Origin of the sequence: Shewanella sp. ALD9 (genome assembly GCF_002836315.1) — a bacterium.
In the GTDB taxonomy this organism is placed as follows: Bacteria; Pseudomonadota; Gammaproteobacteria; order Enterobacterales; family Shewanellaceae; genus Shewanella.
Genome location: NZ_PJCD01000044.1, coordinates 145682 through 172514, shown reverse-complemented (window position 1 = coordinate 172514; position 26833 = coordinate 145682). Strand labels below are relative to the sequence as shown.

Genomic DNA, 26833 nt, shown 5'->3' with positions numbered 1-26833 from the left:
TTAAGTTCATCCTAATCAAACTTTATTACCGATTATATGCCTAATATGCACATTTAAGCTTTTTCCTAATGAATTAAAGCAGTAGGATAGGCGTTGTTGTTCAATTAACATCAACTAAATGGTTAATGTTAACGCGAAGACAGCTTTAGTGGATACTAAAATGACTTGTCTTACAAATGAATGCGCGATGATACCCTAAGAAGAGTAAGGAAACCAATTTGAACGCCGTTACAGTCACCATTTTGATGATCATTACCGCCTACCTAGCGGGTTCGATCTCAAGTGCCGTACTGGTTTGTAAATTAAGAGGTTTACCTGATCCAAGAACCAGCGGCTCCGGCAATCCCGGTGCCACTAATGTGCTACGCATTGGTGGAGTCAGTTCTGCAGCGCTTGTGTTATTTTTTGACATGCTCAAAGGCGCCCTGCCTTCTTATCTGGGCTATAAAATGGGACTTGATGCCGCATCATTAGGTTTTATTGCTGTTAGCGCTTGCTTAGGGCATATATTCCCAATATTTTTTGCTTTTAAAGGCGGAAAAGGTGTTGCAACGGCCTTTGGTGCAATGGCCCCCATTGGCGGTGATTTAGCAATATGCCTCATCCTCACTTGGATTGTGTTTTTACTATTAACGCGTTATTCCTCTGTAGCCGCAATGGCAACCGCAACCTTAGCGCCTTTTTACACTTGGTGGTTAGACGAACGTTTTATTCTGCCTGTTGCGATGCTCTCAACCCTTATTTTAATCCGCCACAAAGACAATATTGGCCGTTTGCGCCATGGCGAAGAAAGTAAGGTCACACGAAAAAAATCCATAAAAAAACCCAACACCAAATAGTATTAGGTTTTCTTGGCGGCTTGAAAATAAATCATTACTTTCAAGCTTACCGACTCAAACACGCTAACTCATCAATTAATCTACTGCAGGCAGCGTATCCAAAGGCCATCTAGGCTGACCTTTAACCTCAAGCCCCTCTATATGCCCTGCACGTAAACGCTGTAATCCAGCGTAAGCAATCATGGCACCATTGTCAGTACAAAACTCCCCACGAGGATAAAACACTTGACCGCCTAACTTGGTCATCATCTCTGCCAATGTCTCACGTAAGCGAGTATTAGCACTTACACCACCGGCAATCACCAAACGTGTATAACCTGTTTGCTTCAAGGCTCGTTTACATTTTATCGCAAGGGTATCAACAACCGCTTCTTCAAATGCACGGGCAATATTGGCACGAGTCTGTTCATCATTCGGTTCTGCAGCAATCGTATTTGCGGTAAATGTTTTCAATCCAGAAAAACTAAAATCTAAACCTGGCCTGTCCGTCATTGGACGTGGAAACTTATACCCCGCAGGCAAGCCTTTCTGGGCTAATTTGGCTAAACGAGGGCCACCAGGATAATCTAAGCCCATGAGCTTGGCTGTCTTATCAAACGCTTCGCCTGCAGCATCATCGACAGATTCACCTAACACTTGATATCGTCCAATGCCTTCAACTTGCACTAACATTGAATGGCCGCCAGACACTAACAAGGCTAAAAAAGGAAATTCAGGTGCATTTTCTTCCAGCATGGGTGCCAATAAATGTCCTTCCATATGATGCACACCGATCGCTGGTTTATTCCATGCATACGCTAAAGAGCGTCCCACACAAGCGCCAACAAGTAATGCACCTATTAGCCCAGGACCTTTGGTATAAGCAACACCGTCGATATTATCTAGGCTTGAATTAGCCTCTGATAAAGCCTGCTTAATCAATGGCACAATTTTGCGAACATGATCACGAGAGGCAAGCTCAGGCACAACACCACCATAATCGGCGTGCAATTTAACTTGGCTGTATAGCACATGCGACAATAAGCCTAATTTATCGTCATACACTGCAACCCCAGTCTCGTCACAGGATGTCTCAATACCAATAACCCGCATAATCTCTCGTCTTCATTAAAAATAAGGCCGCCAATTCTACCCGTCTCAGCGTAAATACTCCAATGTTTAACGATTAAATACCTATCCTTATAAGTAAGCTTATAAGTAAGAGATCAACTCAAGACTCTGAACCAGCAAAACATAGATAACAAACCGATTTTAAACAGTCACAATTAGTGTTAAATACACTTACCAAGGGGCAACCATGATATTGTCCATGCGCGTTACCTAACAAAACAGGCACTGCAGTACAACTAACGGCTTAAACGAATAGACATATAACGGCTACTTTTTCTTAAATAACCTGAACTTAAGATAACAAATCCCTCCCAAACAGCCCTTTGCCTTGCTAACGTCGAGATTATTTACACAAGAAGACTTGCAATAATCCCGCTATTTGACGCGTCATTTCGCTTTGTTAGTAAAAAATGACAAGTTTGATAGAGGTTAATTACTAAAATTATGATATTTATAATTATATTCTCAACTCTATATCCCGAGTTCAGGTTAAATATTAAAAAAATGAAACAGTGGGCTATTTCCCCGAAGAGAAAATCAATCAGGGGTTTACAAATGGTCGCCGCTCGGTGTAAAATTCCGCACCATTTTAAATAGCCTTTGGTTTGAGTGAAGTCACTAAAAATGTTTAGTCGATTTAATCATCCAACATAACTACACCTAAGGGGTGATGGCGTATGCCAATTATTAAAGTACGTGAAAACGAACCATTCGACGTAGCTCTTCGTCGTTTCAAGCGCTCTTGTGAAAAAGCTGGTATTTTAGCTGACGTGCGTGCTCGTGAATTTTACGAGAAGCCAACTACTGCCCGTAAGCGTGCAAAAGCAGCTGCAGTTAAGCGTCTAGCTAAGAAGCTTTCTCGCGAAAACGCACGTCGCGTACGTTTATATTAATCTCATTATGAACTTAACCGATCAGCTAAAAGACCACATGAAAGATGCCATGCGCGCTAAAGATAAAGTGCGTTTAGGAACAATTCGTATGGCACTTTCTGCCATCAAACAGATTGAAGTGGATACCCGCGAAACTCTGACTGATGAACAGACAATAGCTGTATTAACCAAAATGGTTAAACAACGCCGTGATTCGATTGCTCAATATGAAGCAGCGAATCGTCCGGAGTTGGCAGCCGTAGAAGCAGATGAAATTCGAGTTATCGAAAATTTTCTGCCTACACCGCTAACAGAAGATGAAGTAGCAGCGATTATCGATGCCACTATTATTGATGTTGGTGCTGCATCCATGGCGGATATGGGTAAAGTAATGGGAGCATTAAAAACTAAAGTTCAAGGCCGTGCAGATATGAGTGCTATTGGTACAATGATCCGCGCTAAATTGAAGTAATCAATTTTTAATGTTGAATAAGCCGTGCACTTGCACGGCTTGTTTGTTTACATCAGTTGATAAAGTAAATTCGAGAACAACAGCAATCAATGGCGATACCTCGTGATTTTATCAATGAGCTAATAGCTCGAATAGACATAGTCGATCTCATTGACCGTAAAGTGCCGTTGAAAAAAGCCGGTAAGAACCATTCGGCTTGTTGTCCTTTTCATAGCGAAAAATCACCCTCTTTTACCGTCAGCAGAGACAAACAGTTTTACCACTGTTTTGGTTGCGGTGCCCATGGCAATGCTATTGATTTTGTCATGGAATATGATCGCCTAGAATTTGTTGATGCCATTGAAGAACTTGCAGGTCAACTTGGTCTTGCCGTACCACGAGAGCAAGGCACAGGAAAAAGGCCAGATCAAGGATTAAGTCGAGACTTATACGAACTGATGGAAGAAGCTAACCTCTTCTATCAAAGCCAACTTAGGCAGCATACAGACAAACAAAAAGTTGTCGATTATCTTGAATTTCGCGGATTATCGAGTGACGTTGTTGAGCAGTTCGGCATTGGGTTTGCACCCGATGGTTGGGATGGTTTACTGGGTCGTTACAGGCAAAATTTGCCCGCCCAAGATAAATTACTGACCGCAGGCATGTTAATTGCCAATGATAGCGGTAAACGCTATGACCGTTTTCGCGACAGATTAATGTTCCCAATACGCGATCGTCGTGGTCGTGTTGTTGGATTTGGAGGAAGAGTTTTGGGTGACGGCACCCCAAAGTACTTGAATTCTCCAGAAACGCCCATATTTCATAAGGGTAATGAGCTTTATGGTTTATATGAGCTAAAGCAAAAACACCGTGACCCACTACATGTGTTAATTGTTGAAGGGTATATGGATGTCGTCGCACTCGCCCAATTTGGGATTGATTATGCGGTTGCATCGTTAGGTACATCGACTACAGCTGAACAATTTCAGCTTTTAGTGCGTAGTGCAAAACAAGTGGTCTGTTGTTATGACGGTGACCGCGCAGGCCGCGAAGCAGCTTGGCGTGCACTAGAAACAGCGCTACCACTGTTAAAACCGGGTGACCAAGTCAAGTTTATGTTTCTACCGCAAGGTGAAGACCCTGACACTATGGTCCGCAAAATTGGCAAAGAAGCATTCGAAGCATTAATGCAAAAAGCCATGTTACTGCCCGAGTTTTTGTTTGACACATTAAGTGCTAACCACGGTACCGATAAAGGGGCATTAGCCAAGCAAGCCATTGCGCTAATCGAAAAGGTACAAGATACCGTCCTACAGAATTTACTGTTAGAAAATTTAGCACACAAATTAGGCATGAACAGTAGCGAAGATTTAAAGAAAAAATTAGGTTTTACTGTAAAACAGCCAAAACCATTAAATGCGAAAGGCTTACAAGGTCGTGGTACGCCATTAAGATTGGCCATTGCCCTACTGGTCCAAAACCCAAGTTTAGGCTTTGGTTTGGCAAAACAGCCTGCACTAGATCGATTACAGATGACCGGCATAGAATTGCTCAATCATTTGTTAGATATAACTCGAGAGCAAACGTTAAACAGCGCACAACTACTTGAAATGCATAGAGAGCATAATCAAAAGAGCACTCTAATAAAGCTAGCCCAATGGGAACATCAAGTGGCGGATGAAAACGTATTGCCAGAGTTTAAGCAAACCCTGATTTGGTTAAACAACCAATATATTGAACAACGATATCAGGAATTAAGCCTAAAACAGGCTTTAACGAAAGTTGAAAAAATGCAGCTAACAAAGCTGATTTCTATAATGAAAGGCATAGCGAAGTAATACGCAATTTATTCGTGAAGAATATGCGTACAAACATTGCCATGGACTAGCTAAGGTTAGTCCACACAGCTATAATTGACGATTTGCGCGCCACTTAGCACAGCTAACTGGCCTATCGTTTTATCAGTTACCCAAAATTGGATGATATCTATGGATCACACTCCGCAGTCGCAACTCAAACTGTTGCTCGCTAAAGGTAAAGAGCAAGGTTACTTAACCTATGCAGAAGTGAACGACCACTTACCTGCAGACATGGTCGATTCCGATCAGATTGAAGATATTATCCAGATGATAAATGACATGGGTATCCGCGTTTTTGAAGAAGCGCCAGATGCCGATGACATGATGATGTCGGAAGACAACACAGACGAAGATGCTGCAGAAGAAGCAGCGGCAGCTCTCGCAACCGTAGAAAGTGAGTTAGGCCGAACCACAGACCCTGTCCGCATGTATATGCGCGAAATGGGCACGGTAGAGCTACTTACTCGCGAAGGCGAAATTGTTATTGCTAAACGTATCGAAGAAGGTATCAACACAGTACAGAGTTCTGTCAGTGAGTACCCTCAAGCGATCGCAATGATCTTAGAGCAATTCGATAAGTATGAAGCTGAAGAATTGCGCTTGTCTGATATTATCTCTGGATTTATCAATCCTGACGACGATGACGTCGCACCAACTGCCACCAATGTTGGTTCAGAATTAGCTGACTCTAAAAATGATGATGATGACGATGACGACGATGATGACGATGAGGAAGAGGAAGAAGGCAACAAAGGGCCAGACCCTGAAGAAGCCAAAGAAAAATTCACTCAACTCAGAGAAGCCTACGAAAAAAGCTTAGGAATTATTGCCGAAAAAGGCCGTGACCACCCTGAAGCGATTGGCTCATTATTTGTTATTGGCGAATTATTCAAAGAATTCCGTTTAGTACCTAAACAGTTTGACCGTTTAGTGAAAAGCATGCGCAACATGATGGATCGCGTACGAATTCAAGAACGTCTAGTCATTAAGCTTTGTGTTGAACACGCTAAGATGCCAAAGAAAAACTTTATTAAGGCTTTCACTGGTAACGAAACAAACTTAGATTGGTTTAACAAAGAAAAAGAAAGTACTAAGCCTTACGCTGAAGGTTTGCGTATGATCACCGATGACGTAACGCGTTGTGTGACCAAGCTAGGTGCTATCGAAGTTGAAACAGATTTAACCATCGCAGGCATTAAAGACATTAACCGTCGTATGTCTATCGGTGAAGCGAAAGCTCGTCGTGCGAAAAAAGAAATGGTTGAAGCTAACTTACGTTTGGTCATTTCTATTGCCAAAAAGTACACCAACCGTGGTTTACAGTTCTTGGATTTAATCCAAGAAGGTAACATTGGTTTGATGAAAGCAGTAGATAAGTTTGAATACCGCCGTGGTTATAAGTTCTCAACTTATGCAACGTGGTGGATCCGTCAGGCAATCACTCGTTCAATCGCCGACCAAGCACGTACGATCCGTATTCCAGTACACATGATCGAAACGATTAACAAGTTGAACCGTATTTCTCGTCAAATGCTTCAAGAAATGGGCCGTGAGCCGTCTCCTGAAGAATTGGCAGAACGTATGATGATGCCTGAAGATAAGATTCGTAAGGTGCTGAAAATCGCTAAAGAGCCAATCTCAATGGAAACCCCAATCGGTGACGATGAAGATTCGCATTTAGGTGATTTTATCGAGGATACTACCCTCGAGCTACCACTTGACTCAGCAACTAGCGAAAGTCTAAAGAACGCCACACACGAAGTGTTAGCTGGCCTAACAGCCCGTGAAGCAAAAGTACTGCGTATGCGTTTTGGTATCGATATGAATACTGACCACACGTTAGAAGAAGTGGGTAAGCAATTTGATGTTACACGTGAACGTATTCGTCAAATTGAAGCTAAAGCGTTACGTAAATTACGTCACCCTTCTCGCTCAGAAATCTTAAAGTCGTTCTTAGACGAATAAGCTCACTGAAAAAATAGTATAAAAACCTGCTTCGGCAGGTTTTTTTATGTCCAAAAACGCAATAATTGCTTAACAGATAACCAATTGAAACAAGATAAGTAAATACAACTAAAAACACGGGTGACAAGTGCCAACAAACTTCGTATACTTTCCCCGCTTTCGATAGTGACGACTATCTTAAGTCGGCCCCTTAGCTCAGTTGGTTAGAGCATACGACTCATAATCGTCAGGTCCCCAGTTCGAGTCTGGGAGGGGCCACCAATTCTGATAAGCCGTAGTAGGTTAATACCTACTACGGCTTTTTCATATCTGGCGTTCTGTGTTGTAGCAAATGTGTAGCAGATACTTAAATAAAAGTCAGTAATTGAAGGAATTTGAATCCGCTTGCCATTTTAATAGTTATGCAAATCACCAACCATCAAATAACTCCACAATAAGCGCTTATAACGCTCTTGATTAATCTGCGTGATGCATTAGAGGATAGCCATTCGGCTTAAGTAAAAACCAAGGTAACTAATTTAAGCTTCGCTATCGTATATGCCTCAGCTGCTTTCTAGCCAATAATGTCATCTACTACTATCTTGTTTCGACCCGAACCTTTGGCTTTGTACAAAGCGCTATCAGCTCGTTGGAACCACTCTTTAAAAGGCTCTTCAATACGCAGAGTTGCCATGCCGGCACTAAAGGTTAACTTGTCAATTGGCGCAAAGTCCATCTGTGAGATTTTTTGACGTAGCTCTTCAATATGTTTAAAGACCATAGCCGAGGTCGCTTCTGGTATTAAAATCACAAACTCTTCTCCCCCCCAACGACAGATGAGATTTTCTTTGCGCATATTTATAGACAGTTCATCCGCAAAACGGCACAAAATATCATCACCAACATTGTGGCCAAACTCATCATTAATCTTTTTGAAATAATCTATGTCTAATATGACTAGAGTAACAGGGAAATGATGTCGCTTAGCGCGGGAGATCTCTTTATCAACCAGAGCGCTAAAAGCTCGACGATTATAAAGCAAGGTTAACGGGTCTTTAGAGGCAAGCTGTTCAAGCTTTTCATTTTGCTGATTAAGCAGTAAGTTTTTGTCGGTGATTTCTTGAGTTCGATGATTGACCATTTGTTCTAAATGGATAGTGTGTAAATGTATTTTTTGAAGACTATCGTGGAAAGCTTTAGACAGTTGACCTATTTCATCATCTGAATCGATTATTTTTAGATAACTTTTTTTATCTTTAACAGAGGCTTTTACATCTTTGGTCAGTTGCACGATTGGTTTTGTTATTCTATTGGATAGTTCACTGATGAGTAATAAAAATATCACCATCAAAATGATCGAAGTGACTAAAACGTCGTACATAATTGTATATATAGCGTGAAAAATTTCAGACTCTTTAGTTGTGACAAACAAGGTCCAGCCAGGCAGATAATCAACTTTTGAAAATGTGACTATCTTCGATTCATTTAATTTGGCATCCCTATAACGACCGTAGCCATCATTTTGTAATTTAGTTTGTCGGACTATTTTATAAAATCCTGGATAATCAGCACTTTCTGTCATTGAAAGTTTATTCTTCATTATAAAACTTTTATTCGGATGAGAAACCATTAAGCCATTCGAGTCAGTTAACCAAGCGTAACTCTCTTTTGCGAGCTTAATTTCTGCTAATTTAGCGGAGATGATGGTGAGAGGCACCGCCACTGCAAGTGTTCCTATCCAGTTATTTTGCGTGTCTAAAATAGGTACTCCCACCATGATAACGGGGGGCCTTTTCAAACCGAGTGATTACTGGCGTGCTAATATTATATTCTTTGCCCACCCATTGTTCAGCACGTATAAATGAAGAATGAGTGACTTTATTTGTATTACCTAACACATCAGTTAAATTTAAATTTTTGTCTACATAAATAGCATTAATGAAATTACCACGCCCCATTGTCATCAGCCTTTGCAGCTGTCGAGCGATAGTCGCTTTATCACCTAGCTTTGTCTTTGGGTTATTGCTGAGCATTTTTAACATAACCACATATCGAGCAAACTCTTGGCTGAGGAGGTTTGCGTGCATTTTCGAAATTTTGGTAGAGTTTTCTAATGCTAAATCCAGTACACGATCACGCTCATTGATAAATATAGTGATTAAAAGCACAGACGTGAAAGCTATCATGACTAAAGAGAAGATAGTGATAACCTTGGCTTTTATACTATGAAACATATCACCCCTGAAAACGTTTGCTTAACACACTAAAATATATATAAATCACAAAAAATTGATGACTCTTAATGGTATAGACTGGTGGTTAGCATTATGTCGTACTGATGCAATACCATTAAATAATGATTGCATAGACTTTGAATTGAACACATAAACTCACTCAAATCATCTTGCATTAAGTCATGTTATTACGCCATATCCGTTAATGTTAACAAACAATGCATGTTTTTTGGGGTTAATCTCGACGAATATAACTCGGATTTTGTTCTAAATAAGCCTGTGCTGCAGTGATAGCAACCACGGCTTTAGAATTAAATTCACGTTGGTACAAGGTATATACCACAAATAAACTGGCTAAAATGAACATTCCTGGATGCATAAACCAGCACAGCGCCGCCATAGAGTAGTAATAAGAACGTAAGCCATAGTTATATGAATGCGCCGCTTGATCTTGTACCACGGCCATTTGCCTTGCATAGCCCAATGCATTTTTATCGCTACCGGTTTTATCTAATGGTGCCGCGCCAATCATAATATTCACAAAACCATATTGACGCATTGACCAGGTAAATTGGAAAAATGCTAGCACGAAAATCCCAGCTAAAAGAGCCAGTTTGATCTGTACCAGCGCGTGATTAGGCGACGAGGTGAAGGGAATTGAACCAATCACGGTTTCAAGCTTTTCAACCTGCGAAAATAACGTCAACACACCCGCCAGGATCAGTAAAGTTGTTGAAGCAAAGAAGGCAATATTGCGTTCTAAATTAGCCAATAATGCCGCTTCCGCTACGCGTATCTCTTTGGCTATTACCTGCGACATCCAATGAATACGTTGCTGATGCATTACTCGTGCAATGCAATTAGAGGTTTTGGCTTTACGACGGGCAAAACCGGTATACCCTATCCAACTAACTAAAAATACAATTAAAGCCAGCGAATCTAACCATGAAATCACCATGCTGATTAACCTATGTAAGAATAAATAATAGATTGATTATGCATCAGTTTTCACCATGCTTACATCAGTTTGTTACTAGAAGTGGTTAAAATGGACTTGGGCAAACAAAATCAATCCGTTGTTCTGTTACTGGATGAGTGAACGATAATGAAGTGGCATGCAACATTAATCGGTCCGACATCGCTTGCGAATAGTCATTACCATATAAGTCACAACCTAAAATAGGATGGCCTATTTGCTGGCTGTGTATGCGTAGCTGATGAGTCCTGCCGGTAATAGGGGTAAAGGTGACCCGTGTTGATAGCCCTTGTTGATGGCGTTCAATTACTTGATATTGACTGTGAGCGGGTTTACCAGTTTGCTGACAAATTTTCATAAATGGGAAATTATCACTATCTTTGGCGATCGGTAATTCAATATCACCATGTTGCTCAACCAAATCACCATATAACACTGCGGTGTAGGTTTTTGTGACAGTGCGTAGCTGAAATTGTTTAGTTAATAATCCATTAATCTCTTTGTTTAGCGCCACTAACATAATACCTGACGTACCGAAATCGAGACGGTGAACTAACGTAGCCGTTGGATAATCTTGCACTAAACGATGATGTACTGAATCCTTGTTTAATGGATTCTTCCCCGAGAGACTTAATAATCCCGTCGGTTTATTGATCAACAACAAATGTTCATCTTGGTATAAAACCTCAATGTTGCCATCGCAGGGTGGAGCAATAAATTCAGCCATAATATCTTAGTGGTAACTATCTAAGCGGGAATAATAATAGAAAAGGTGGCTTGTAAGCCACCTTTCATACTGTTCGCGCTAGGTTAAAGCAGGGTTAAGTTCGTAATCGTCCCAATTGCTGATGCTGCTGCTGAACTAAATCAGCTAGGCTGTCACTGCTCTGCTGAGCACTGTCAGCCAGCTGTGATAACTCAGCAGCCGAGTCTGAAATGCCAGTAATGTTACGATTGACCTCTTCGGTTACCGCACTCTGCTCTTCAGCTGCGGTAGCGATGTGGGTCACTTGACCTGACACTTGGTTAATTTGTTCAACGATGGCATTCAGCGATTGTAATGCTAGCTGAGTTTGCTCAACCGCTTTTTGTGCGCCTTGGGCACCTTTATCAATAATGCTCGAGGCATTTTTAACTTCTTTTTGTAACGACTCAATCAAGGTACTAATTTCATTAGTCGACGTTTGAGTTCGAGACGCAAGGGTTCTGACTTCATCAGCAACAACAGCAAAGCCTCGGCCTTGTTCCCCCGCTCTGGCAGCCTCAATAGCCGCATTTAACGCTAATAGGTTAGTCTGCTCTGCAATGGAACTGATCACCTCTAAAATACGGCTAATATTGGCGCTGCTTTGCGACACCATACCTACCGCTTGCTGAGCTTGTGCTGAATCACTCGAGACTCCCTCAACAAATACCATTGCTTGAGTTAACCGCGACTGACCGTCTTTCACATTAACCGTCATAGATTCGGTTTCCATTGCGGTTTGCTCAGAGGCTTTAGCCACTTCAAGCGCGGTGGCGCTCATTTGATTAACCGCTGTTACCACACTTTCAATTTCACCATATTGGCGATTAACACTTTCGCGTGTGTGCTTAGCAATGTCTGCCGATTTTATGCTTTCTTGTTGCGAACGGTCGGCAAGAATTTTGAGCTCGGAAATGAGATGGCGCAATTTAGCAATAAAGGCATTAATACCACTGCCTAATGCAATTAACTCCGCATGGGCATCGACTTCTATCGCTTGAGTTAAGTCGCCTTCGGCGCTGGCAAGGTTTTCGACGCGAGCTTGGATCATATTAAGCGGCGCAATAATGCTACGAATAACCAAACTGATAATAAGCACCGCAATAACTGTGACAATAATACCGATGGTTAATAGCAAGCTGCCCAGAGACATCGCCATGTCATTCATGGCAGTGTTCATATGATCTACCGCCATAAACGCTTGGGTTTTCGGCACTTCAATAATCAATGACCAAGTTGCATTCGCAATAGGGATATTAATAGGATATGCCACGGCAATGGTGGTTGGTTCATTTACAAACCCCGATGAACTATTTAATGCCAACAGCTTTTTAGCTAATTCTGGCCCGACAGATTCACTAAAAGGTCGTGCAAATTTTTTATAATGGCTAGCGGCCACCACAAACCCTTTCTGGCTCACCAACGTCACCTTAGCTTGCCCACCATACAAACTTTTAGATAATTGCATAATCATGGTTTGAAATATCGGCAAGTTGATGTCCACGCCAACGAGACCTTTAAATTGGTTATCCACTATAACGGGCACGGTTAACGAGGTCATGAGTGCAGTATTGCCTGGAGTGATTTCGTACAAATATGGTTCCATTAAGCACGGCTTTTTACTGTCTTTGGCACACAAGTACCACTCAGCCTCGCGAACGCCAAACTCATTTAACGTGGTAACGTATTTTTCAGCCGCCTCATCAACTTGATTCTGCTCTACTGTGCCGTCATCATTGCGGGTGTAGTAAATTTCTAATGTGCCCGCATTCGGTACACTGTGGCTTTCACCTTGAAGATAACTGTCATCGAGACCATCATAGCCATTAGGTTCAAATTGCGCATACATCGATGATATGATGTTATTTTTCTGCAATATTGCCGCAAGCGATAACTCCACCCGCTCACGACTTAAAGGATCTTTTTTTGAGGTTTGTTCCAGTAAGCCTGCAAACGAAAAGGGAACCCGATAAGCTTCATTGATAAATCCAGCAATACGCTCACCATACTCACCCGCTCTTGCTGAGAGTTTGTCATTAATCTCTTGTTGTAACGCAACCTCAACCTCTGCGGCCAGACTGGTATTCTTATCTTTTAACCCTAGCCACAAACTTAAAGAGAGTGTAATGACTGTGGCAACAAATAACGCCGAGGTGATCCATAACAACTTTGACTTAATGGATAATGCCTTCATTCAATTGAGCTCCCGCTTTAGTATTAATTTTCAGATACAATAAAGTGTAGTCAGCTTTAAAAATTAAGTAAGTATGAGATATAAAAAATCCCGTAAAAACGGGATTCTATTGATTATTTTGACAAAAAGAGCCGCTATTTAAACACGGTCTGAAATGTAGAGTCCATAATCGCAAGACCAGTATCAATTTGTGCATCTGGCGCAGTTAATGGTACCAGTACTCGGATAACGTTGCCGTAAGTACCACAAGACAATAAAATCAGTCCGCGGTTACGTGCTTCAGTTAAAATCTTACCACTGTACTGCGGAGCAGGTTCACCATCTTCCATTAACTCAATGGCGATCATTGCACCCAATCCACGCACATCAGCAATTTGCGGATACTTAGCTTGCATATCAGTGAGTGCCGACTTAAGCCGATGACCAACTTCATTAGCTCGGGCCAATAATTGTTCTTCTTCAAACACTTCAATAACCGCTAACGCAGCAGCGCAGGCAATCGGGCTACCACCATAAGTACCACCTAAGCCACCAGCGGTAACAGCATCCATGACTTCTGCTTTACCGGTAATACCTGATAGTGGGAAACCACCGGCAATTGACTTGGCAAAGGTAGTAATGTCTGCGGCTACACCCATTTGCTCCATCGCAAAGAAAGTACCAGTACGACCAGCGCCGGTTTGTACTTCATCGGCAATTAACACAATGCCATGGTTGTCGCACAATTCACGTAAGCGCTTCATAAATGATGGCGTAACCGCGTAAAAGCCACCCTCGCCTTGCACAGGTTCTAATATAATTGCGGCAATATCGGCAGGCTCGGCATCATTCTTAAAAATACGTTCAATTGATGCCATAGCATCATCTTCAGACACGCCATGCATTTCACACGGAAATTCAGCCCGGAACACGTTGGCAGACATTAAGCCCATGCCTTTACTGTACGGTGCGACTTTGCCAGTTAATGCTAGCGCAGCAATGGTTCGACCATGATAGCCAGAGGTAAATGCGATAACGCCAGCACGCTTGGTATAAGCACGGGCTACTTTAACTGCGTTTTCGACCGCTTCAGAACCACTGGTAAATAAGGCGGTTTTTTTAGCAAAATCGCCTGGCACTAAATGGTTAAGTTTTTCACATACCGCAATGTAACTTTCGTAACCCAACACCATAAAACATGTGTGAGAAAATGCATCTAGCTGCGCTGCCACAGCCGCTTTAACTTTAGGGTGTAAATGACCAGTATTGAGTACCGCAATACCACCGGCAAAGTCGATATATTCACGACCTTCAACATCCCATACTGTGGCGTTTTCAGCACGTTCAGTAAAAATTGGGTGAATTTGCCCTACACCTTGAGCCACTGCCGCTTGGCGACGAGCCATTAATCCATCATTTGTTTTAGTCATAGCCCGCTCTCTTAAACTGACATGCAGATATATTTCATTTCAAGGTATTCTTCGATACCAAATTTTGAGCCTTCGCGGCCTAATCCAGACGATTTAATGCCACCAAATGGCGCGACTTCGGTCGAGATTAATCCGGTGTTAACGCCCACCATACCGTATTCAAGTGCTTCTGCTACTTTGTAAACCAGCGAAATATCACGGCCATAAAAGTAAGCGGCTAAGCCAAATTCAGTGTCATTAGCTTGTTTAATCACATCATCTACTGTGTCGAATTTGAATAGCGGTGCTAATGGGCCAAAAGTCTCTTCTTTGGCAACTAACATCGATTTATCAACGTCACGTAAAATAGTAGGTTCAAAGAAAAAGCCACCTAAGCTATGTGTTTTACCGCCAGTGACGATACTTGCGCCTTTAGCAACAGCATCGGCTAAATGACGCTGTACTTTAGTCACTGCATCAGCATTGATTAACGGGCCGATATTCACCCCAGTATCCACACCATTACCGACACTTAATTTAGCCACTGCCGCAGCAAACTTTTGGGTGAATTGCTCATACACTCCTGCTTGGACATAAATACGGTTGGCACACACACAGGTTTGACCGGCATTACGGTATTTAGCAATCATTGCGCCATCAACTGCGGCATCAATATCGGCATCATTAAAAACGATAAACGGTGCATTACCACCTAGCTCCAATGACAGTTTTTTAAGTGTTGGAGCACATTGCTCCATTAACTTAATTCCTACTGCAGTTGAACCAGTAAAAGATAATTTACGCACAATAGGGCTTTCACATAAGGCATTACCAATCGCAATCGCATCACCAGTAATAACACTAAACACACCAGCAGGAATGCCCGCACGATGTGCAAGCTCAGCTAATGCTAATGCGGTAAATGGAGTTTGCGGCGCAGGCTTGACCACCATAGTACAACCGGCTGCTAGTGCAGGCCCGGCTTTACGGGTGATCATCGCAGCAGGGAAATTCCACGGGGTAATCGCCGCAGTCACGCCAACAGGTTGCTTAATAACAGTCAGTCTTTTATCTGCTTGATGACCAGGAATGGTATCACCATAGATACGCTTAGCTTCTTCGGCAAACCATTCGATAAACGAGGCAGCATAGGTTACTTCACCTCTTGATTCTGCCAGCGGTTTACCTTGCTCGGTCGTCATCATCAACGCTAGGTCTTCAGCATTTTCATGCATTAACTCAAACCAACGGCGTAACTTCTGGCTACGCTCTTTTGCAGTCAGCGCGCGCCATGCAGGTAAGGCATTATTGGCTGCTGTAATGGCTGCTTCGGTTTCTGCTTTGCCCATAACAGGCACATTACCGATGATTTCTTGGGTAGCAGGGTTAGCTATAGCAACCGTTTCGCCGCTGTTAGCACCCACCCATAGGCCATCGATATAACATTGTTCATGCAATAAGCTTGGATCATTTAAAATCACAATGCGCTCCTACTAAATTCTAATAAAACTCAGTTAATCATTAACAGCCAGCTGGTAATCAACTGATGGTTATATGCCAAACTTGTCACGTAACGTGTAATACCACGCACCTAAGGCACTAAACGGCACTCTAAGTGCATGCCCGCCAGGGAATGGATAATGCGGCAATGCGGCAAAGGCATCAAAACGTGTGGCTTGACCATTAAGCATTTCGGCAATTAACTTACCGGCTAAATGAGTATAGGTAACCCCATGACCACTACAGCCTTGTGAGTAATAAATATTATCGCCAATACGGCCAACTTGTGGCAGGCGCGATAACGTCATTAAAAAGTTACCCGTCCAAGCATAGTCAACTTTAATCCCTTTTAACTGCGGAAAGGTCTTTAATAGTTTAGGCATAATCAAGGCTTCAACGTTGGCCGGATCGCGAGCACCATAAACCACGCCACCACCAAAAATAAGGCGTTTATCGCCAGTAAGACGGTAATAATCTAATAAGTAGTTACAGTCTTCAACGCAATAGTCTTGCGGTAGTAAACTCGCAGCTATTTCATCTGACAATGGTTCAGTGGTAATCACTTGAGTACCACAAGGCATGGATTTAGCTTGTAGCTCTGGCAATAATTTACCTAAATAAGCATTACCAGCTACCACTACAAATTTACATTTAACTTGGCCTTGTGCTGTGTGCACAACCGGTGATGCGCCATCGTCCACTTTAATGACAGCTGAATCTTCGAAAATCAATCCACCAAGGGATTCCACCGCACGGGCTTCACCTAATGCAAGGTTTAGAGGATGAATATGGCCACCGCTTTTATCGAGTAAACCACCGACATATAAATCGGTATTAACCACTTTGCGAATGCCATCCTGGTCGAGTAACTCTAATTGATTGTTATGACCATGAGCTTCCCATAATGATTTTTGACTCTGTAAATGGCCCATTTGCTTGGCGTTCATGGCGGCAAAAACACCACCATCTTTTAAGTCGCAATCAATGTTGTATTTGGCAATACGGTCACGAATAATCTGACCACCTTCGAACGCCATTTGACCAAAAAGTTTAGCTTGTTCTTTGCCGACAACGCCTTCGATAGAATCAATGTCACGACTAAAAGAATTGACAATTTGACCGCCGTTTCGACCTGATGCTCCCCAGCCAATTCTTGCCGCTTCAAGCACCACAACTTTCATGCCGCTTTCTAATAAATGTAACGCAGAAGACAAACCAGTATAGCCCGCGCCAATAACACAAACATCTGTTTCAATTGTAGATTCTAAGCGAGGACGTTCGACTTTATCATTAGCCGATGCAGCATAATATGAACTAGCATGAGGTGTGGCGGACATAGCACTTCCTTTATAGGTTCAAAACGTAATTCAACTCACTCATCCTACACTTATGCAAATTTAAAAACTAGCATTAATCGCGTAATTTTTGACACTTTGTTGAATATATTAAACACCTGTGTCAGTAGAATATAGCAAATAGATTATCGAAAATAAAAAGCCACACTGACATCAGCGTGGCTTTTACATTGTGTTATTGAGTATTGTTATTCCATCGCAATTTTAGCTTTTTTCTCTGCTCGGCGTGCAAAATACCAAGATAAGAAAGCCACTAAAGATACCGCTAAAATAATAATCGTCGCCAGCGCGTTAATCTTAGGTGAAACCCCTAAGCGTACTGACGAAAAAACCACCATAGGCAAGGTTGTAGAACCAGGACCAGAGGTAAAGCTGGCAATCACTAAGTCATCTAATGACAAGCTAAATGATAACAACCAACCGGCAATAAGTGATGGCGCTATCATTGGTATGGTGATTAAAAAGAAGGTTTTTAATCGCGTTGCACCTAAGTCCATCGCCGCTTCTTCTATCGACAAATCCAGTTCACGCAGTCTTGACGATACCACTACCGCAACATAAGCAGCACAGAAAGTAGAATGGGCAATCCATACCGTAAACATGCCGCGCTCAGTGGGCCAGCCAAAGGTTTCTGACATTTGTACAAATAACAGTAGCAACGACAAACCAGTGATAACTTCAGGCATAACCAAAGGTGCGGTGATCATGTTAGACAAGGTTAACTTAGCCCATGAGCGTCTAAAACGGGTCATCACAAACGCTGCCATCGTTCCAATAATCACTGCCATGGTGGAGCTATAAAAGGCAATGCGTAAACTGGTCCAGACTGCATTTAATATTTGCTGGTCCTCAAATAGCTCGCCATACCATTTAGGCGAAAATCCTCCCCACACGGTAACCAGTTTTGAGTCGTTAAATGAATAGATGACCAAAATCAGCATTGGCGCATATAAAAAGATTAACCCCACCCACAACATCACTTTAGAGAAACTTAACTTCTTCATACGTCGCTCTCCATGTTGCGTGACTGATAACGGTGGAACAAAGTAATTGGGACAATCAATAACGCTAGCATAACAATCGCTAATGATGAAGCTACCGGCCAGTCGCGGTTATTAAAGAACTCTTGCCACAACACCTTACCAATCATTAATGAGTCAGGACCACCCAGCAGCTCAGGAATAACAAACTCACCCACGGCAGGGATAAATACCAACATCGAGCCAGCGATTACACCGCCCATTGATAATGGCAGAGTAATTTTCCAGAAAGTATTGATACTGCTAGAGCCTAAATCTGAAGCTGCTTCTAGTAAGCTTAAATCTAATTTTACTAGGGTGGCGTATAGCGGCAGAATCATAAAGGGTAAGTAGGCATAAATAATACCAATGTATACTGCAAAATTAGTATTCAGCATTTGTATTGGTTCAGAAATAATGCCTAACCAAGTCAGGGCGTTATTGATTAAACCGTTGTTACTTAAAATACCCATCCATGCGTATACCCGAATCAAAAAGGAGGTCCACGACGGCAACATCACCAGTAGCAGCAATACCGCCTGCATTCTTACTGGGGCGCGGGCAATGGCATAAGCCATCGGAAAACCAAGCACCAAACAGCCAAGTGTGGCAACAAAGGCCATTTTTAATGAGGTTAAGTACGCCATGTAATACATTGAATCTTGCAGCAACAATAAATAGTTACCCAGATTAACGAATATATTTAGCGCCTCATCAACATAATTAAACGTTGGTTCGTACGGTGGAATGGCAATCGCAGCAGTAGAAAAGCTCAGCTTTAATACTATGGCGAACGGTAAGGCGAAAAACAGTAACAACCATAGGTATGGAATCCCCATGGTGAGATGTCGGCCTTTGAATATTTTCAATGGATTCTTCATGAGTTTAATACAACCCCGCTGGTGTCTTCCCAACTGATGTAAACCTCATCTTCCCACGTTGGGTGATCGGCGCGGCGTTCACGGTTAATCATTGAGCATTGAACGATTTGGTTGTTTTTCAACTTAATGTAATACACCGACAAACCACCTAGGTAGGCGATGTCATGCACTACGCCGTGAGCCCAGTTATATTCACTTTCGGGCTTCTGACGGCTAATAATGGTTTTTTCTGGTCGTAGGGCTAAAAATACATTTTTGTTTTCTAGACTGGTTGAAATACCGTGACCAATGTAAAACTGTTGCGATAAAGTTGGCGATTTAATAATTGCGTGGTCAACTTCATCTTTAATGATTTCACCTTCGAATAAGTTAACCGTACCAATAAACTCAGCAACCATACGGCTAGCTGGCGACTCGTAAATGTCCATTGGGCTGCCGGTTTGGGCAATCCAACCTTCATGCATAATCGAAATACGTCCAGCCATAGTCATGGCTTCTTCTTGGTCATGGGTTACCATCACGCAGGTCACACCTACCGCTTCTAAAATATCGACCACTTCTAACTGCATTTGAGTACGCAGCTTTTTATCTAATGCGCCCATTGGCTCATCAAGTAATAATAATTTAGGTCGCTTTGCTAATGAACGAGCTAAGGCGACACGCTGACGTTGACCACCCGATAACTGATGCGGTTTACGTTTACCGTATTTGTCCATGTGCACCAGTTTAAGCATTTCTTTAACCCGCACAGCAATATCAGCCTTAGGCATCTTGTCTTGCTTCAATCCAAAAGCAATATTTTGTTCAACCGTCATGTGCGGAAATAAAGCATACGATTGGAACATCATATTAATAGGGCGTTCGTACGGTGGCATATCAGTAATGTCGACACCATCAAGAAAAATACGCCCTTCAGTTGGCTTTTCAAAACCCGCGAGCATGCGTAACAAGGTTGATTTACCCGAACCTGAACCACCCAAAAGCGCAAATATTTCGCCACGGTTAATGGTTAACGAGACGTCGTCTACTGCACGCACATCATCGAAAAGTTTGCTGACACGCTCAATTTTGAGCAGCACTTTATCTTGCGTCTTTGTGGTTGGTTTATTAGTGACGCTCGAGGTGTTTACCATAATACTGCTCCGCCTTTTGGAGTATGCGTACCGCAACAGAACAGCCTGTTTCTGGGCACACGTAACAATCTGTTAAAGTGGCAAAATTAGCCAATAAATACATCAATACTGCTATAAAAACAGGGCGAGAGGGCTCGCCCTGAGTGCTAGTGAGGTTAGGTTATTGACCTGACTTCACTTTGGTCCATGCACGTGTAACTACACGTTGAATTTTTAATGGACGAATATCGCCAATGTACAACTTATCAATTACCGACTGTGGTGGGTAAATGGCTGGGTCATTACGAATCGCTTCGTCAACTAAGGCTTGTGCTGGAGCGTTAGGGTTAGCGTAAGCAACATAGTTACTGATAGGTGCAATCACTTCAGGGCGAAGTAAATAGTTAATCAGTTTATGGGCGTTATCTACGTTAGTGGCATCTTGTGGGATGGCTAACATATCAAACCATAAGTTGGCGCCTTCTTTTGGAATAGAATAACCAATCTTATTACCGTTACCGGCTTCATCAGCACGTGCAGCAGCCTGGAATACATCACCAGAGAAACCAAACGCGACACAGATATCGCCGTTAGCTAAGTCTGAAATGTAGCGCGATGAGTGGAAGTAAGTGACGTAAGGACGTACTTTTTCCAACACTGCGGCGGCTTTTTCATAATCAGCAGCATTTTTACTGTTTGGATCTAAGCCTAAGTAAATCAGGGCTTGAGGTAACATGTCGTCGGCAGAATCAAGCATCGAGAAACCACATGAGCCAATTTTTTCAGCATACTTAGGGTTAAAGATAAGCTCTAAAGAATCAAATGGCGCATCTTCACCTAATACCGCTTTCACTTTTTCGATATTATATCCAATACCGTTAGTGCCCCATAAATACGGAATTGCGTGCTCATTGGCCGGATCAGCTTTTTGTAGTTGTTTCATTAAATCAGGCTTTAAGTTGGCATAATTAGTCAACTTAGCGCGATCAAGCTTTTGAAATGCACCCGCTTTAATTTGCTTAGCTAAAAAGTGATTAGACGGAACAACAATGTCATAACCGCTGTGGCCAGAAAGTAATTTCGCTTCAAGTACTTCATTACTGTCAAACACGTCATAAATAACATGAATACCGGTTTCTTTCTCAAAATTGGCTAAGGTATCTTCGGCAATATAATCCGACCAGTTGTACATTTTAACCACTTCCTGAGCCTGAATAGCAGTGCTTGAAAACACACCCGCAGTAATTAAGGCCAATGTGGATAGTTTGTTTAATAGCTTCATACTTTCTCCCTGTTGGATAATGGTCAGAATGGTACTGACATTTGTTTTTTTCGCTAGGTCTTACCAGCGTGTAAAATCTTCTTTCTAATGAAAGAAATTATCCAATGCTACAACTTAACTATGCATCGGTATGGTTAACGCGACATTACTTGTTTCCTTCAGCGCGATTCTATCAAAAACACTTTCGATTACTAGATCGTGTAAATGCAATTGGTTAAAAAATCACTATATTGCAATAATCATTCAGTAACGGGACATCACTCCATGGTTTTTACTTGTTGATAAGTATCATTTAACGCTTGCGTCGCTTTCGCGACTAACTCGTCAATCTCACTATGACTAATGGTTAATGGCGGTGAAATAATCATGGTGTCGCCAACGGAGCGCATCACCAAACCATGGGTGATACACGCATCGCGGCAATATGTTCCAACGCCGACGTTGGCATCAAATCGTTGTCGTAACGATTTATCTTTGACTAACTCTATAGCTGCAACTAACCCAACACCACGCACCTCACCCACTAATGGATGTTCGGCCAATTGTTGTAAGCACGACTGTAAATACGGCGAGGTATCGTTAGCCACACGTTCAACTAATTTTTCTTGTTCAATAATACGAATATTTTCTAATGCAGCTGCTGCGGCAACCGGATGACCAGAATAAGTAAAACCGTGGGTAAATTCGCCGCAGTCTTGCTTAATAACCTCGGCCACTTTGTCTGACACAATCACCCCGCCCATTGGCACATAACCGGACGTCATGCCTTTGGCGATCGTGATAAGGTCTGGCTGCAAATCAAAATACTCAGCGGCAAACCACTTTCCGGTACGGCCAAAACCGCTGATCACTTCATCAAGAATAAATAAAATATCGTATTTGGCTAAAATGCGGTTTATTTCAGGCCAATACGTTGATGGAGGAATAATCACCCCACCTGCGCCTTGAAAAGGTTCGGCAATAAAAGCGGCAACATTGTCTTCGCCTAGCTCAATAATTTTGGCTTCAAGTGCTTGCGCAGTTTTCAAACCAAATTCTTCTGGGGATAAATCTTTACCCTCGGCATACCAATAAGGTTGCGCAATATGCACCACGCCAGGAATAGGTAAATCGCCTTGTTCATGCATGCCCGACATACCACCTAAACTGGCACCCGCGACAGTAGAACCATGGTAAGCATTAACCCGACTGATAATAGTTTTCTTGCTTGGTTTGCCTTTTAAATCCCAGTAACGTCGCACCATACGTAAGTTGGTGTCGTTTGACTCAGAACCCGACCCGGTAAAAAACACATTGTTCATGTGCGCAGGGGCAAGAGAAGCAATTTTTTGCGCTAATTCAATCGCTGGAGGATGAGAGCATTGGAAAAAACTATTATAAAAGGGCAGCTTTTGCATTTGTTTGCTGACAGCATCCACAATTGACTGCCGACCATAGCCCACATTGACACACCATAAACCTGCCATGCCATCCAACAGTTTATGACCCATTACATCCCACAGATATACTCCATCAGCCCGTTCGATCACCCGAGTGCCCTTTTCAGCTAACCCCTTTGAATCGGTAAATGGGTGAATAAAATGCTGTTTGTCTGCTGTTTGCAGACGTTCAAGCTTTTGCTGTTGGATCATCGCATCTGTCGATAATGGTTTTGTCATACTTGTATCCTTTCAAACAGATAGCAAATCCGTTGGTATTTGCTATCTGCTGCTATCCACACACATTAATAATGTAAGCCAATACGCTCAGCCATCATTACACTGTTAGTAATAAGAACTCACGTTCCCACGAACTCACAACGCGTCTAAAGTTTTCAAGTTCAGCTTGTTTTACCGCCACAAAACCAGTGGTAAAAGATTGGCCTAAATACTCAATACAAGCATCACTGCTTTGCATCGCCACTAACGCTTCTTCTAAGGTCAAAGGTAAGCAGTTTTCGTTATTAGTACGGCTTTCGTTCGACTTTCCTGTCACAGGTGTAGAAGGTTTTAAGTCGTCAACCATACCGATATAACCACATAATAAGCTGGCAGCAATCGCAAGATAACAGTTAGCATCAGCACCCGGAATACGGTTTTCAATACGACGATTTTGTGGCGATGATTCAGGAATACGAAGACCACAAGTACGATTTTCCACGCCCCATTCCAAGTTTACTGGAGCAGAAGTGCCCGGTAAGAAGCGGCGGAACGAGTTAGCACTTGGCGCCATTAACGGTAACAATTCAGGAATGTACTGTTGTAAACCCGCAATATAGCTGAGGAATAATTTACTTTGAGTGCCATCTTCTTTAGTGAAAATGTTTTTACCGGTTTTAATGTCCAGTACGCTCTGGTGAATGTGCATCGCGCTGCCAGGTTCATCGGTAACAGGCTTAGCCATAAAGGTGGCACACACATCATGCTTTAATGCGGCTTCTTTTAAGGTGCGCTTAAAAATGAACACCTGATCGGCTAATGACAATGCATTACCGTGGCTGAAGTTAATCTCCATTTGTGCTGGACCGTCTTCATGAATCAAAGTATCAATATCTAACCCTTGGATTTCACACCAATCATACATATCTTCAAACAATGGATCGTATTCGTTAGCAGCATCGATAGAGAAAGACTGACGGCCTGCTTCTGGGCGGCCAGAGCGCCCAATAGGTGGCTTAAGCGGTAAATCATGATCATCAGAACGTTTGGTGAGGTAAAATTCCATTTCAGGAGCAATCACCGGTTCCCAACCTTTATCTTCATAAAGCTTAAGTACTTTCTTCAACACGTTACGCGGTGACAATTCAATTGGATTACCCATACGATCATAACAATCATGGATAACCTGAGCCGTGGCTTCAACGGTCCATGGCAACATAAATACTGCATTTTCGTCTGGAACACAGACAAAATCGATATCGGCATCATCGAGAAGTTGATAATAAATTTCTTCGTTAATGAAATCACCGGTGACCGTTTGCAACAGCACGCTCTCAGGTAAACGCATGCCTTTTTCTGATACAAACTTATCTACTGGGGCAATTTTTCCTCGTGCAATGCCAGTCATATCACTGATAACACATTCTACTTCGGTAATTTTTTTGTCTTTTAAAAAAGCGATTAACTTATCCATTTTTATCTCACTTGTGTTGCCGCATGTTGTCTACAGGCTTGTCCGAATGCTTCGAAAATTGCAGTATAGAATGCATTTTCGGTTACTTTCCATTCTGGATGCCATTGGACTCCCAATGCAAAATTTTTAGCATTTTTAACAGAAAATGCTTCTACTAAACCGTCTGGAGCGAATGCTTCTGGCTGTAACCCCTCACCAAGACGTTCAACGCCTTGAGTATGAACAGAGTTAACCTCTGCGGTGTCACAGCCCCATGCATCGTGAAGAAGCCCGCCAGCAACCAGATTAACTGGATGCGAAATACCATATTGCACATCTAATGGGGCTTTCTTATCTTCACGATGTTCAATATACGTGCCAACTTCATGTAGCTTCTGATACAAACTGCCACCAAAAACAACGTTCATTTCTTGAAAACCACGACAAATACCTAATACAGGGATCCCTGCATCAATAGCGGCTTTTATCAGTGGTAAGGTTAATGCGTCACGCTTGGGATCATGATGGGTTCCATCATCACTAGCAGGACCTTGGTAATGATGAGGTTCAACATTCGATGGAGAACCTGTAAAAAGGATTCCGTCGAGACGAGCAAGAATAGCGTCAATAGGCGTATCTACGCCCAGTGATGGGATGACTAAGGGGAACCCTTTAGCGCCATTAACTACACTTAACAAGTATTTCTCACCCACAATGTTAAATGGATGAAGACCAATTTGCTGGTTGCACGCTACTACCCCTATGAGGGGAAGACCTGACAGAGACATATCTCACCTTTAGCAAAGAATGTGACGAACTTAATGTTTTGCGTGTTCGTTTTTTCACACACTACACGGATTTTTTTAGCTAGGCAAGAGGATAACTGATGATAAAAACAACTTTTAACAAAAATAAATTAAAACACTTTAAAAACATAACAGTAACTTTAAATTAACCGTAATGCATAAAAAAATATTCCAAGTAACTTTGATGAAATATCATAAAGAAATGCGCCAAAATGGGGAGGACAATGCACGAAAAAAGGGAATTTGTTGCTTAATATTCTTTACACAAGCCAATAATATCATGCTAGGAAGTAACACGACAAAGGCTAAAAGTGAGTTAGGAATTAGCTTTTTGAGAAGTAGGAATAGCAAGATTAATTGATAATCTTGGGCTATTCCCTTGAACAAATGTAGTAGATATAAGCAGAAAAAGTTGAATAATAAATCATTAAAAATCAGCTGGTGTTGTGGCGCTAGTTAGCTTGCAAGGTTCATCAAATGGGTTACGAAATCGATGAGGTTGTTCACTATTAAAATAGTAACTGTCGCCTTTTTCGAGGATAAAAACCTCTTCGCCAACAGTAAGCTCAAGCTTACCTTCTATAATGATGCCACCTTCCTCACCCTTATGTTGCAGCATTTCAGCGCCTGTATCAGCATTGACAGGATATGTTTCACTCATTAGCGACATCGCACGGTTTGGGTAATCACGGCCAATAAGCTTATAGACTAATTCACCCGTACCTATATCCAGCAACTCATTACCCCGATAAACCACTTTTTGGTCACCGATAGAGCCATCATCAATAGAGAAAAAATCCACTAATGACATCGGGATCCCGGCTAAAACCTTTTTAAGTGAACTCACCGAAGGGCTAACACTGTTTTTCTCAATCATTGAAATTGTACTGTTGGTAACCCCTGCACGCTTGGCTAACTCACGCTGAGATAACCCTTTCAATTTACGAACAGCTTTTAGGCTTGTACCAATATCCAAATTCGTTCTCCTAGTAAATGTTGACCAATATCCTGCTGCTAAAGTGTTGCAGATTATTAACACTTTACCAAAAATCTGTATTCATTAAGCATGATATCTTACTTAAATCAAAGCAATTGTATTTTACACCAAATAAGTGTTAAATAAAATGCACACCGCAGATGGCTTAGATTGCATCTAACTATTCATTTAAAAGTTAT

General features: G+C 42.1%; 22 protein-coding genes and 1 tRNA gene. 6 read left to right on the top strand and 17 right to left on the bottom strand.

The genetic code is table 11. The annotated features are described in order from the left end of the window. Nucleotides 1-218 precede the first annotated feature (218 nt). Complete coding sequence (plsY, locus tag CXF88_RS21665) at nucleotides 219-839, top strand: glycerol-3-phosphate 1-O-acyltransferase PlsY (RefSeq protein ID WP_101088823.1); 621 nt, start codon at nucleotides 219-221, stop codon at nucleotides 837-839. 75 nt (nucleotides 840-914) lie between these two features. Here plsY and tsaD read toward each other — a convergent pair whose 3' ends face one another. Next, a complete protein-coding gene (gene tsaD / locus CXF88_RS21660; RefSeq protein ID WP_101088822.1) occupies nucleotides 915-1931 on the bottom strand; it encodes a tRNA (adenosine(37)-N6)-threonylcarbamoyltransferase complex transferase subunit TsaD in 1017 nt (338 codons plus the stop codon). 695 nt (nucleotides 1932-2626) lie between these two features. Here tsaD and rpsU point away from each other — a divergent pair. From rpsU to CXF88_RS21635, 5 genes are all read left to right on the top strand, one after another. Next, nucleotides 2627-2842 (top strand): 30S ribosomal protein S21, encoded by a 216-nt coding sequence (gene rpsU, locus CXF88_RS21655; protein WP_006080725.1) that lies wholly within the window; start codon nucleotides 2627-2629, stop codon nucleotides 2840-2842. A gap of 7 nt (nucleotides 2843-2849) precedes the next feature. After that, nucleotides 2850-3293, top strand: coding sequence for a GatB/YqeY domain-containing protein (locus CXF88_RS21650; RefSeq protein WP_101088821.1), 444 nt, complete (start codon nucleotides 2850-2852; stop codon nucleotides 3291-3293). 89 nt (nucleotides 3294-3382) lie between these two features. Then, nucleotides 3383-5110: a DNA primase gene (gene dnaG, locus CXF88_RS21645; protein WP_101088820.1), complete on the top strand. Its 1728-nt coding sequence runs from the start codon at nucleotides 3383-3385 to the stop codon at nucleotides 5108-5110. A gap of 150 nt (nucleotides 5111-5260) precedes the next feature. After that, nucleotides 5261-7096: an RNA polymerase sigma factor RpoD gene (gene rpoD / locus CXF88_RS21640; protein ID WP_101088819.1), complete on the top strand. Its 1836-nt coding sequence runs from the start codon at nucleotides 5261-5263 to the stop codon at nucleotides 7094-7096. A gap of 184 nt (nucleotides 7097-7280) precedes the next feature. Continuing rightward, a tRNA-Ile gene (locus CXF88_RS21635) sits at nucleotides 7281-7357 on the top strand. Between the two features lie 292 nt (nucleotides 7358-7649). Here the strand turns inward: CXF88_RS21635 and CXF88_RS21630 are convergent. From CXF88_RS21630 to CXF88_RS21555, 16 genes are all read right to left on the bottom strand, one after another. Then, nucleotides 7650-8852 (bottom strand): diguanylate cyclase, encoded by a 1203-nt coding sequence (locus CXF88_RS21630; RefSeq protein WP_101088818.1) that lies wholly within the window; start codon nucleotides 8850-8852, stop codon nucleotides 7650-7652. After that, nucleotides 8818-9309 (bottom strand): hypothetical protein, encoded by a 492-nt coding sequence (locus CXF88_RS21625; RefSeq protein WP_101088817.1) that lies wholly within the window; start codon nucleotides 9307-9309, stop codon nucleotides 8818-8820. The genes CXF88_RS21630 and CXF88_RS21625 overlap by 35 nt, the downstream gene beginning before the upstream one ends. Nucleotides 9310-9544: 235 nt before the next feature. Continuing rightward, nucleotides 9545-10267 (bottom strand): DUF599 domain-containing protein, encoded by a 723-nt coding sequence (locus CXF88_RS21620; protein WP_101088816.1) that lies wholly within the window; start codon nucleotides 10265-10267, stop codon nucleotides 9545-9547. Nucleotides 10268-10352: 85 nt separating this feature from the next. After that, nucleotides 10353-11012: an RluA family pseudouridine synthase gene (locus tag CXF88_RS21615; RefSeq protein ID WP_101088815.1), complete on the bottom strand. Its 660-nt coding sequence runs from the start codon at nucleotides 11010-11012 to the stop codon at nucleotides 10353-10355. A 94-nt stretch (nucleotides 11013-11106) separates the two neighbouring features. Then, entirely contained in the window at nucleotides 11107-13224 is a 2118-nt protein-coding gene (locus CXF88_RS21610) for a methyl-accepting chemotaxis protein (RefSeq protein ID WP_101088814.1), read from the bottom strand. Between the two features lie 134 nt (nucleotides 13225-13358). Beyond that, on the bottom strand, nucleotides 13359-14633 hold the full coding sequence (gabT, locus tag CXF88_RS21605; RefSeq protein WP_101088813.1) for a 4-aminobutyrate--2-oxoglutarate transaminase: 1275 nt from the start codon (nucleotides 14631-14633) through the stop codon (nucleotides 13359-13361). 11 nt (nucleotides 14634-14644) lie between these two features. Further along, the gene (gene gabD, locus CXF88_RS21600) at nucleotides 14645-16093 is read right to left on the bottom strand and encodes an NADP-dependent succinate-semialdehyde dehydrogenase (RefSeq protein ID WP_101088812.1); all 1449 of its coding nucleotides are present in this window, start codon (nucleotides 16091-16093) and stop codon (nucleotides 14645-14647) included. A gap of 69 nt (nucleotides 16094-16162) precedes the next feature. Then, nucleotides 16163-17449 (bottom strand): FAD-binding oxidoreductase, encoded by a 1287-nt coding sequence (locus CXF88_RS21595; RefSeq protein ID WP_101088811.1) that lies wholly within the window; start codon nucleotides 17447-17449, stop codon nucleotides 16163-16165. Nucleotides 17450-17655: 206 nt separating this feature from the next. Next, the gene (locus CXF88_RS21590; RefSeq protein ID WP_101088810.1) at nucleotides 17656-18471 is read right to left on the bottom strand and encodes an ABC transporter permease subunit; all 816 of its coding nucleotides are present in this window, start codon (nucleotides 18469-18471) and stop codon (nucleotides 17656-17658) included. Further along, the gene (locus CXF88_RS21585; protein WP_101088809.1) at nucleotides 18468-19367 is read right to left on the bottom strand and encodes an ABC transporter permease subunit; all 900 of its coding nucleotides are present in this window, start codon (nucleotides 19365-19367) and stop codon (nucleotides 18468-18470) included. Before CXF88_RS21585 ends, CXF88_RS21590 begins: the two co-directional genes overlap by 4 nt. Continuing rightward, entirely contained in the window at nucleotides 19364-20500 is a 1137-nt protein-coding gene (gene potA, locus CXF88_RS21580; protein ID WP_101088808.1) for a polyamine ABC transporter ATP-binding protein, read from the bottom strand. The genes CXF88_RS21585 and potA overlap by 4 nt, the downstream gene beginning before the upstream one ends. A gap of 160 nt (nucleotides 20501-20660) precedes the next feature. Continuing rightward, on the bottom strand, nucleotides 20661-21761 hold the full coding sequence (locus CXF88_RS21575) for a polyamine ABC transporter substrate-binding protein (RefSeq protein WP_101088807.1): 1101 nt from the start codon (nucleotides 21759-21761) through the stop codon (nucleotides 20661-20663). A 257-nt stretch (nucleotides 21762-22018) separates the two neighbouring features. Beyond that, on the bottom strand, nucleotides 22019-23419 hold the full coding sequence (locus CXF88_RS21570) for an aspartate aminotransferase family protein (protein WP_197708486.1): 1401 nt from the start codon (nucleotides 23417-23419) through the stop codon (nucleotides 22019-22021). 97 nt (nucleotides 23420-23516) lie between these two features. After that, nucleotides 23517-24872, bottom strand: a complete 1356-nt coding sequence (locus CXF88_RS21565) for a glutamine synthetase family protein (protein WP_101088806.1) — start codon at nucleotides 24870-24872, stop codon at nucleotides 23517-23519. Between the two features lie 2 nt (nucleotides 24873-24874). Continuing rightward, on the bottom strand, nucleotides 24875-25639 hold the full coding sequence (locus CXF88_RS21560) for a gamma-glutamyl-gamma-aminobutyrate hydrolase family protein (RefSeq protein WP_101088805.1): 765 nt from the start codon (nucleotides 25637-25639) through the stop codon (nucleotides 24875-24877). Nucleotides 25640-26084: 445 nt separating this feature from the next. Continuing rightward, nucleotides 26085-26633 carry a cupin domain-containing protein gene (locus CXF88_RS21555; RefSeq protein WP_101088804.1) on the bottom strand — a complete coding sequence of 183 codons (549 nt, stop codon included), beginning with the start codon at nucleotides 26631-26633 and terminating at the stop codon, nucleotides 26085-26087. Between the last annotated feature and the right edge of the window lie 200 nt (nucleotides 26634-26833).

What these genes read in the sequence shown, in the direction of transcription:
- tsaD (WP_101088822.1), bottom strand. Translation starts at nt 1,931, where the DNA reads ATGCGGGTTATTGGTATTGAGACATCCTGTGACGAGACTGGGGTTGCA.
- rpsU (WP_006080725.1), top strand. Translation starts at nt 2,627, where the DNA reads ATGCCAATTATTAAAGTACGTGAAAACGAACCATTCGACGTAGCTCTT.
- CXF88_RS21650 (WP_101088821.1), top strand. Translation starts at nt 2,850, where the DNA reads ATGAACTTAACCGATCAGCTAAAAGACCACATGAAAGATGCCATGCGC.
- dnaG (WP_101088820.1), top strand. Translation starts at nt 3,383, where the DNA reads ATGGCGATACCTCGTGATTTTATCAATGAGCTAATAGCTCGAATAGAC.
- rpoD (WP_101088819.1), top strand. Translation starts at nt 5,261, where the DNA reads ATGGATCACACTCCGCAGTCGCAACTCAAACTGTTGCTCGCTAAAGGT.
- CXF88_RS21630 (WP_101088818.1), bottom strand. Translation starts at nt 8,852, where the DNA reads ATGGTGGGAGTACCTATTTTAGACACGCAAAATAACTGGATAGGAACA.
- CXF88_RS21625 (WP_101088817.1), bottom strand. Translation starts at nt 9,309, where the DNA reads ATGTTTCATAGTATAAAAGCCAAGGTTATCACTATCTTCTCTTTAGTC.
- CXF88_RS21620 (WP_101088816.1), bottom strand. Translation starts at nt 10,267, where the DNA reads ATGGTGATTTCATGGTTAGATTCGCTGGCTTTAATTGTATTTTTAGTT.
- CXF88_RS21615 (WP_101088815.1), bottom strand. Translation starts at nt 11,012, where the DNA reads ATGGCTGAATTTATTGCTCCACCCTGCGATGGCAACATTGAGGTTTTA.
- CXF88_RS21610 (WP_101088814.1), bottom strand. Translation starts at nt 13,224, where the DNA reads ATGAAGGCATTATCCATTAAGTCAAAGTTGTTATGGATCACCTCGGCG.
- gabT (WP_101088813.1), bottom strand. Translation starts at nt 14,633, where the DNA reads ATGACTAAAACAAATGATGGATTAATGGCTCGTCGCCAAGCGGCAGTG.
- CXF88_RS21595 (WP_101088811.1), bottom strand. Translation starts at nt 17,449, where the DNA reads ATGTCCGCCACACCTCATGCTAGTTCATATTATGCTGCATCGGCTAAT.
- CXF88_RS21590 (WP_101088810.1), bottom strand. Translation starts at nt 18,471, where the DNA reads ATGAAGAAGTTAAGTTTCTCTAAAGTGATGTTGTGGGTGGGGTTAATC.
- CXF88_RS21585 (WP_101088809.1), bottom strand. Translation starts at nt 19,367, where the DNA reads ATGAAGAATCCATTGAAAATATTCAAAGGCCGACATCTCACCATGGGG.
- potA (WP_101088808.1), bottom strand. Translation starts at nt 20,500, where the DNA reads ATGGTAAACACCTCGAGCGTCACTAATAAACCAACCACAAAGACGCAA.
- CXF88_RS21575 (WP_101088807.1), bottom strand. Translation starts at nt 21,761, where the DNA reads ATGAAGCTATTAAACAAACTATCCACATTGGCCTTAATTACTGCGGGT.
- CXF88_RS21570 (WP_197708486.1), bottom strand. Translation starts at nt 23,419, where the DNA reads ATGACAAAACCATTATCGACAGATGCGATGATCCAACAGCAAAAGCTT.
- CXF88_RS21565 (WP_101088806.1), bottom strand. Translation starts at nt 24,872, where the DNA reads ATGGATAAGTTAATCGCTTTTTTAAAAGACAAAAAAATTACCGAAGTA.
- CXF88_RS21560 (WP_101088805.1), bottom strand. Translation starts at nt 25,639, where the DNA reads ATGTCTCTGTCAGGTCTTCCCCTCATAGGGGTAGTAGCGTGCAACCAG.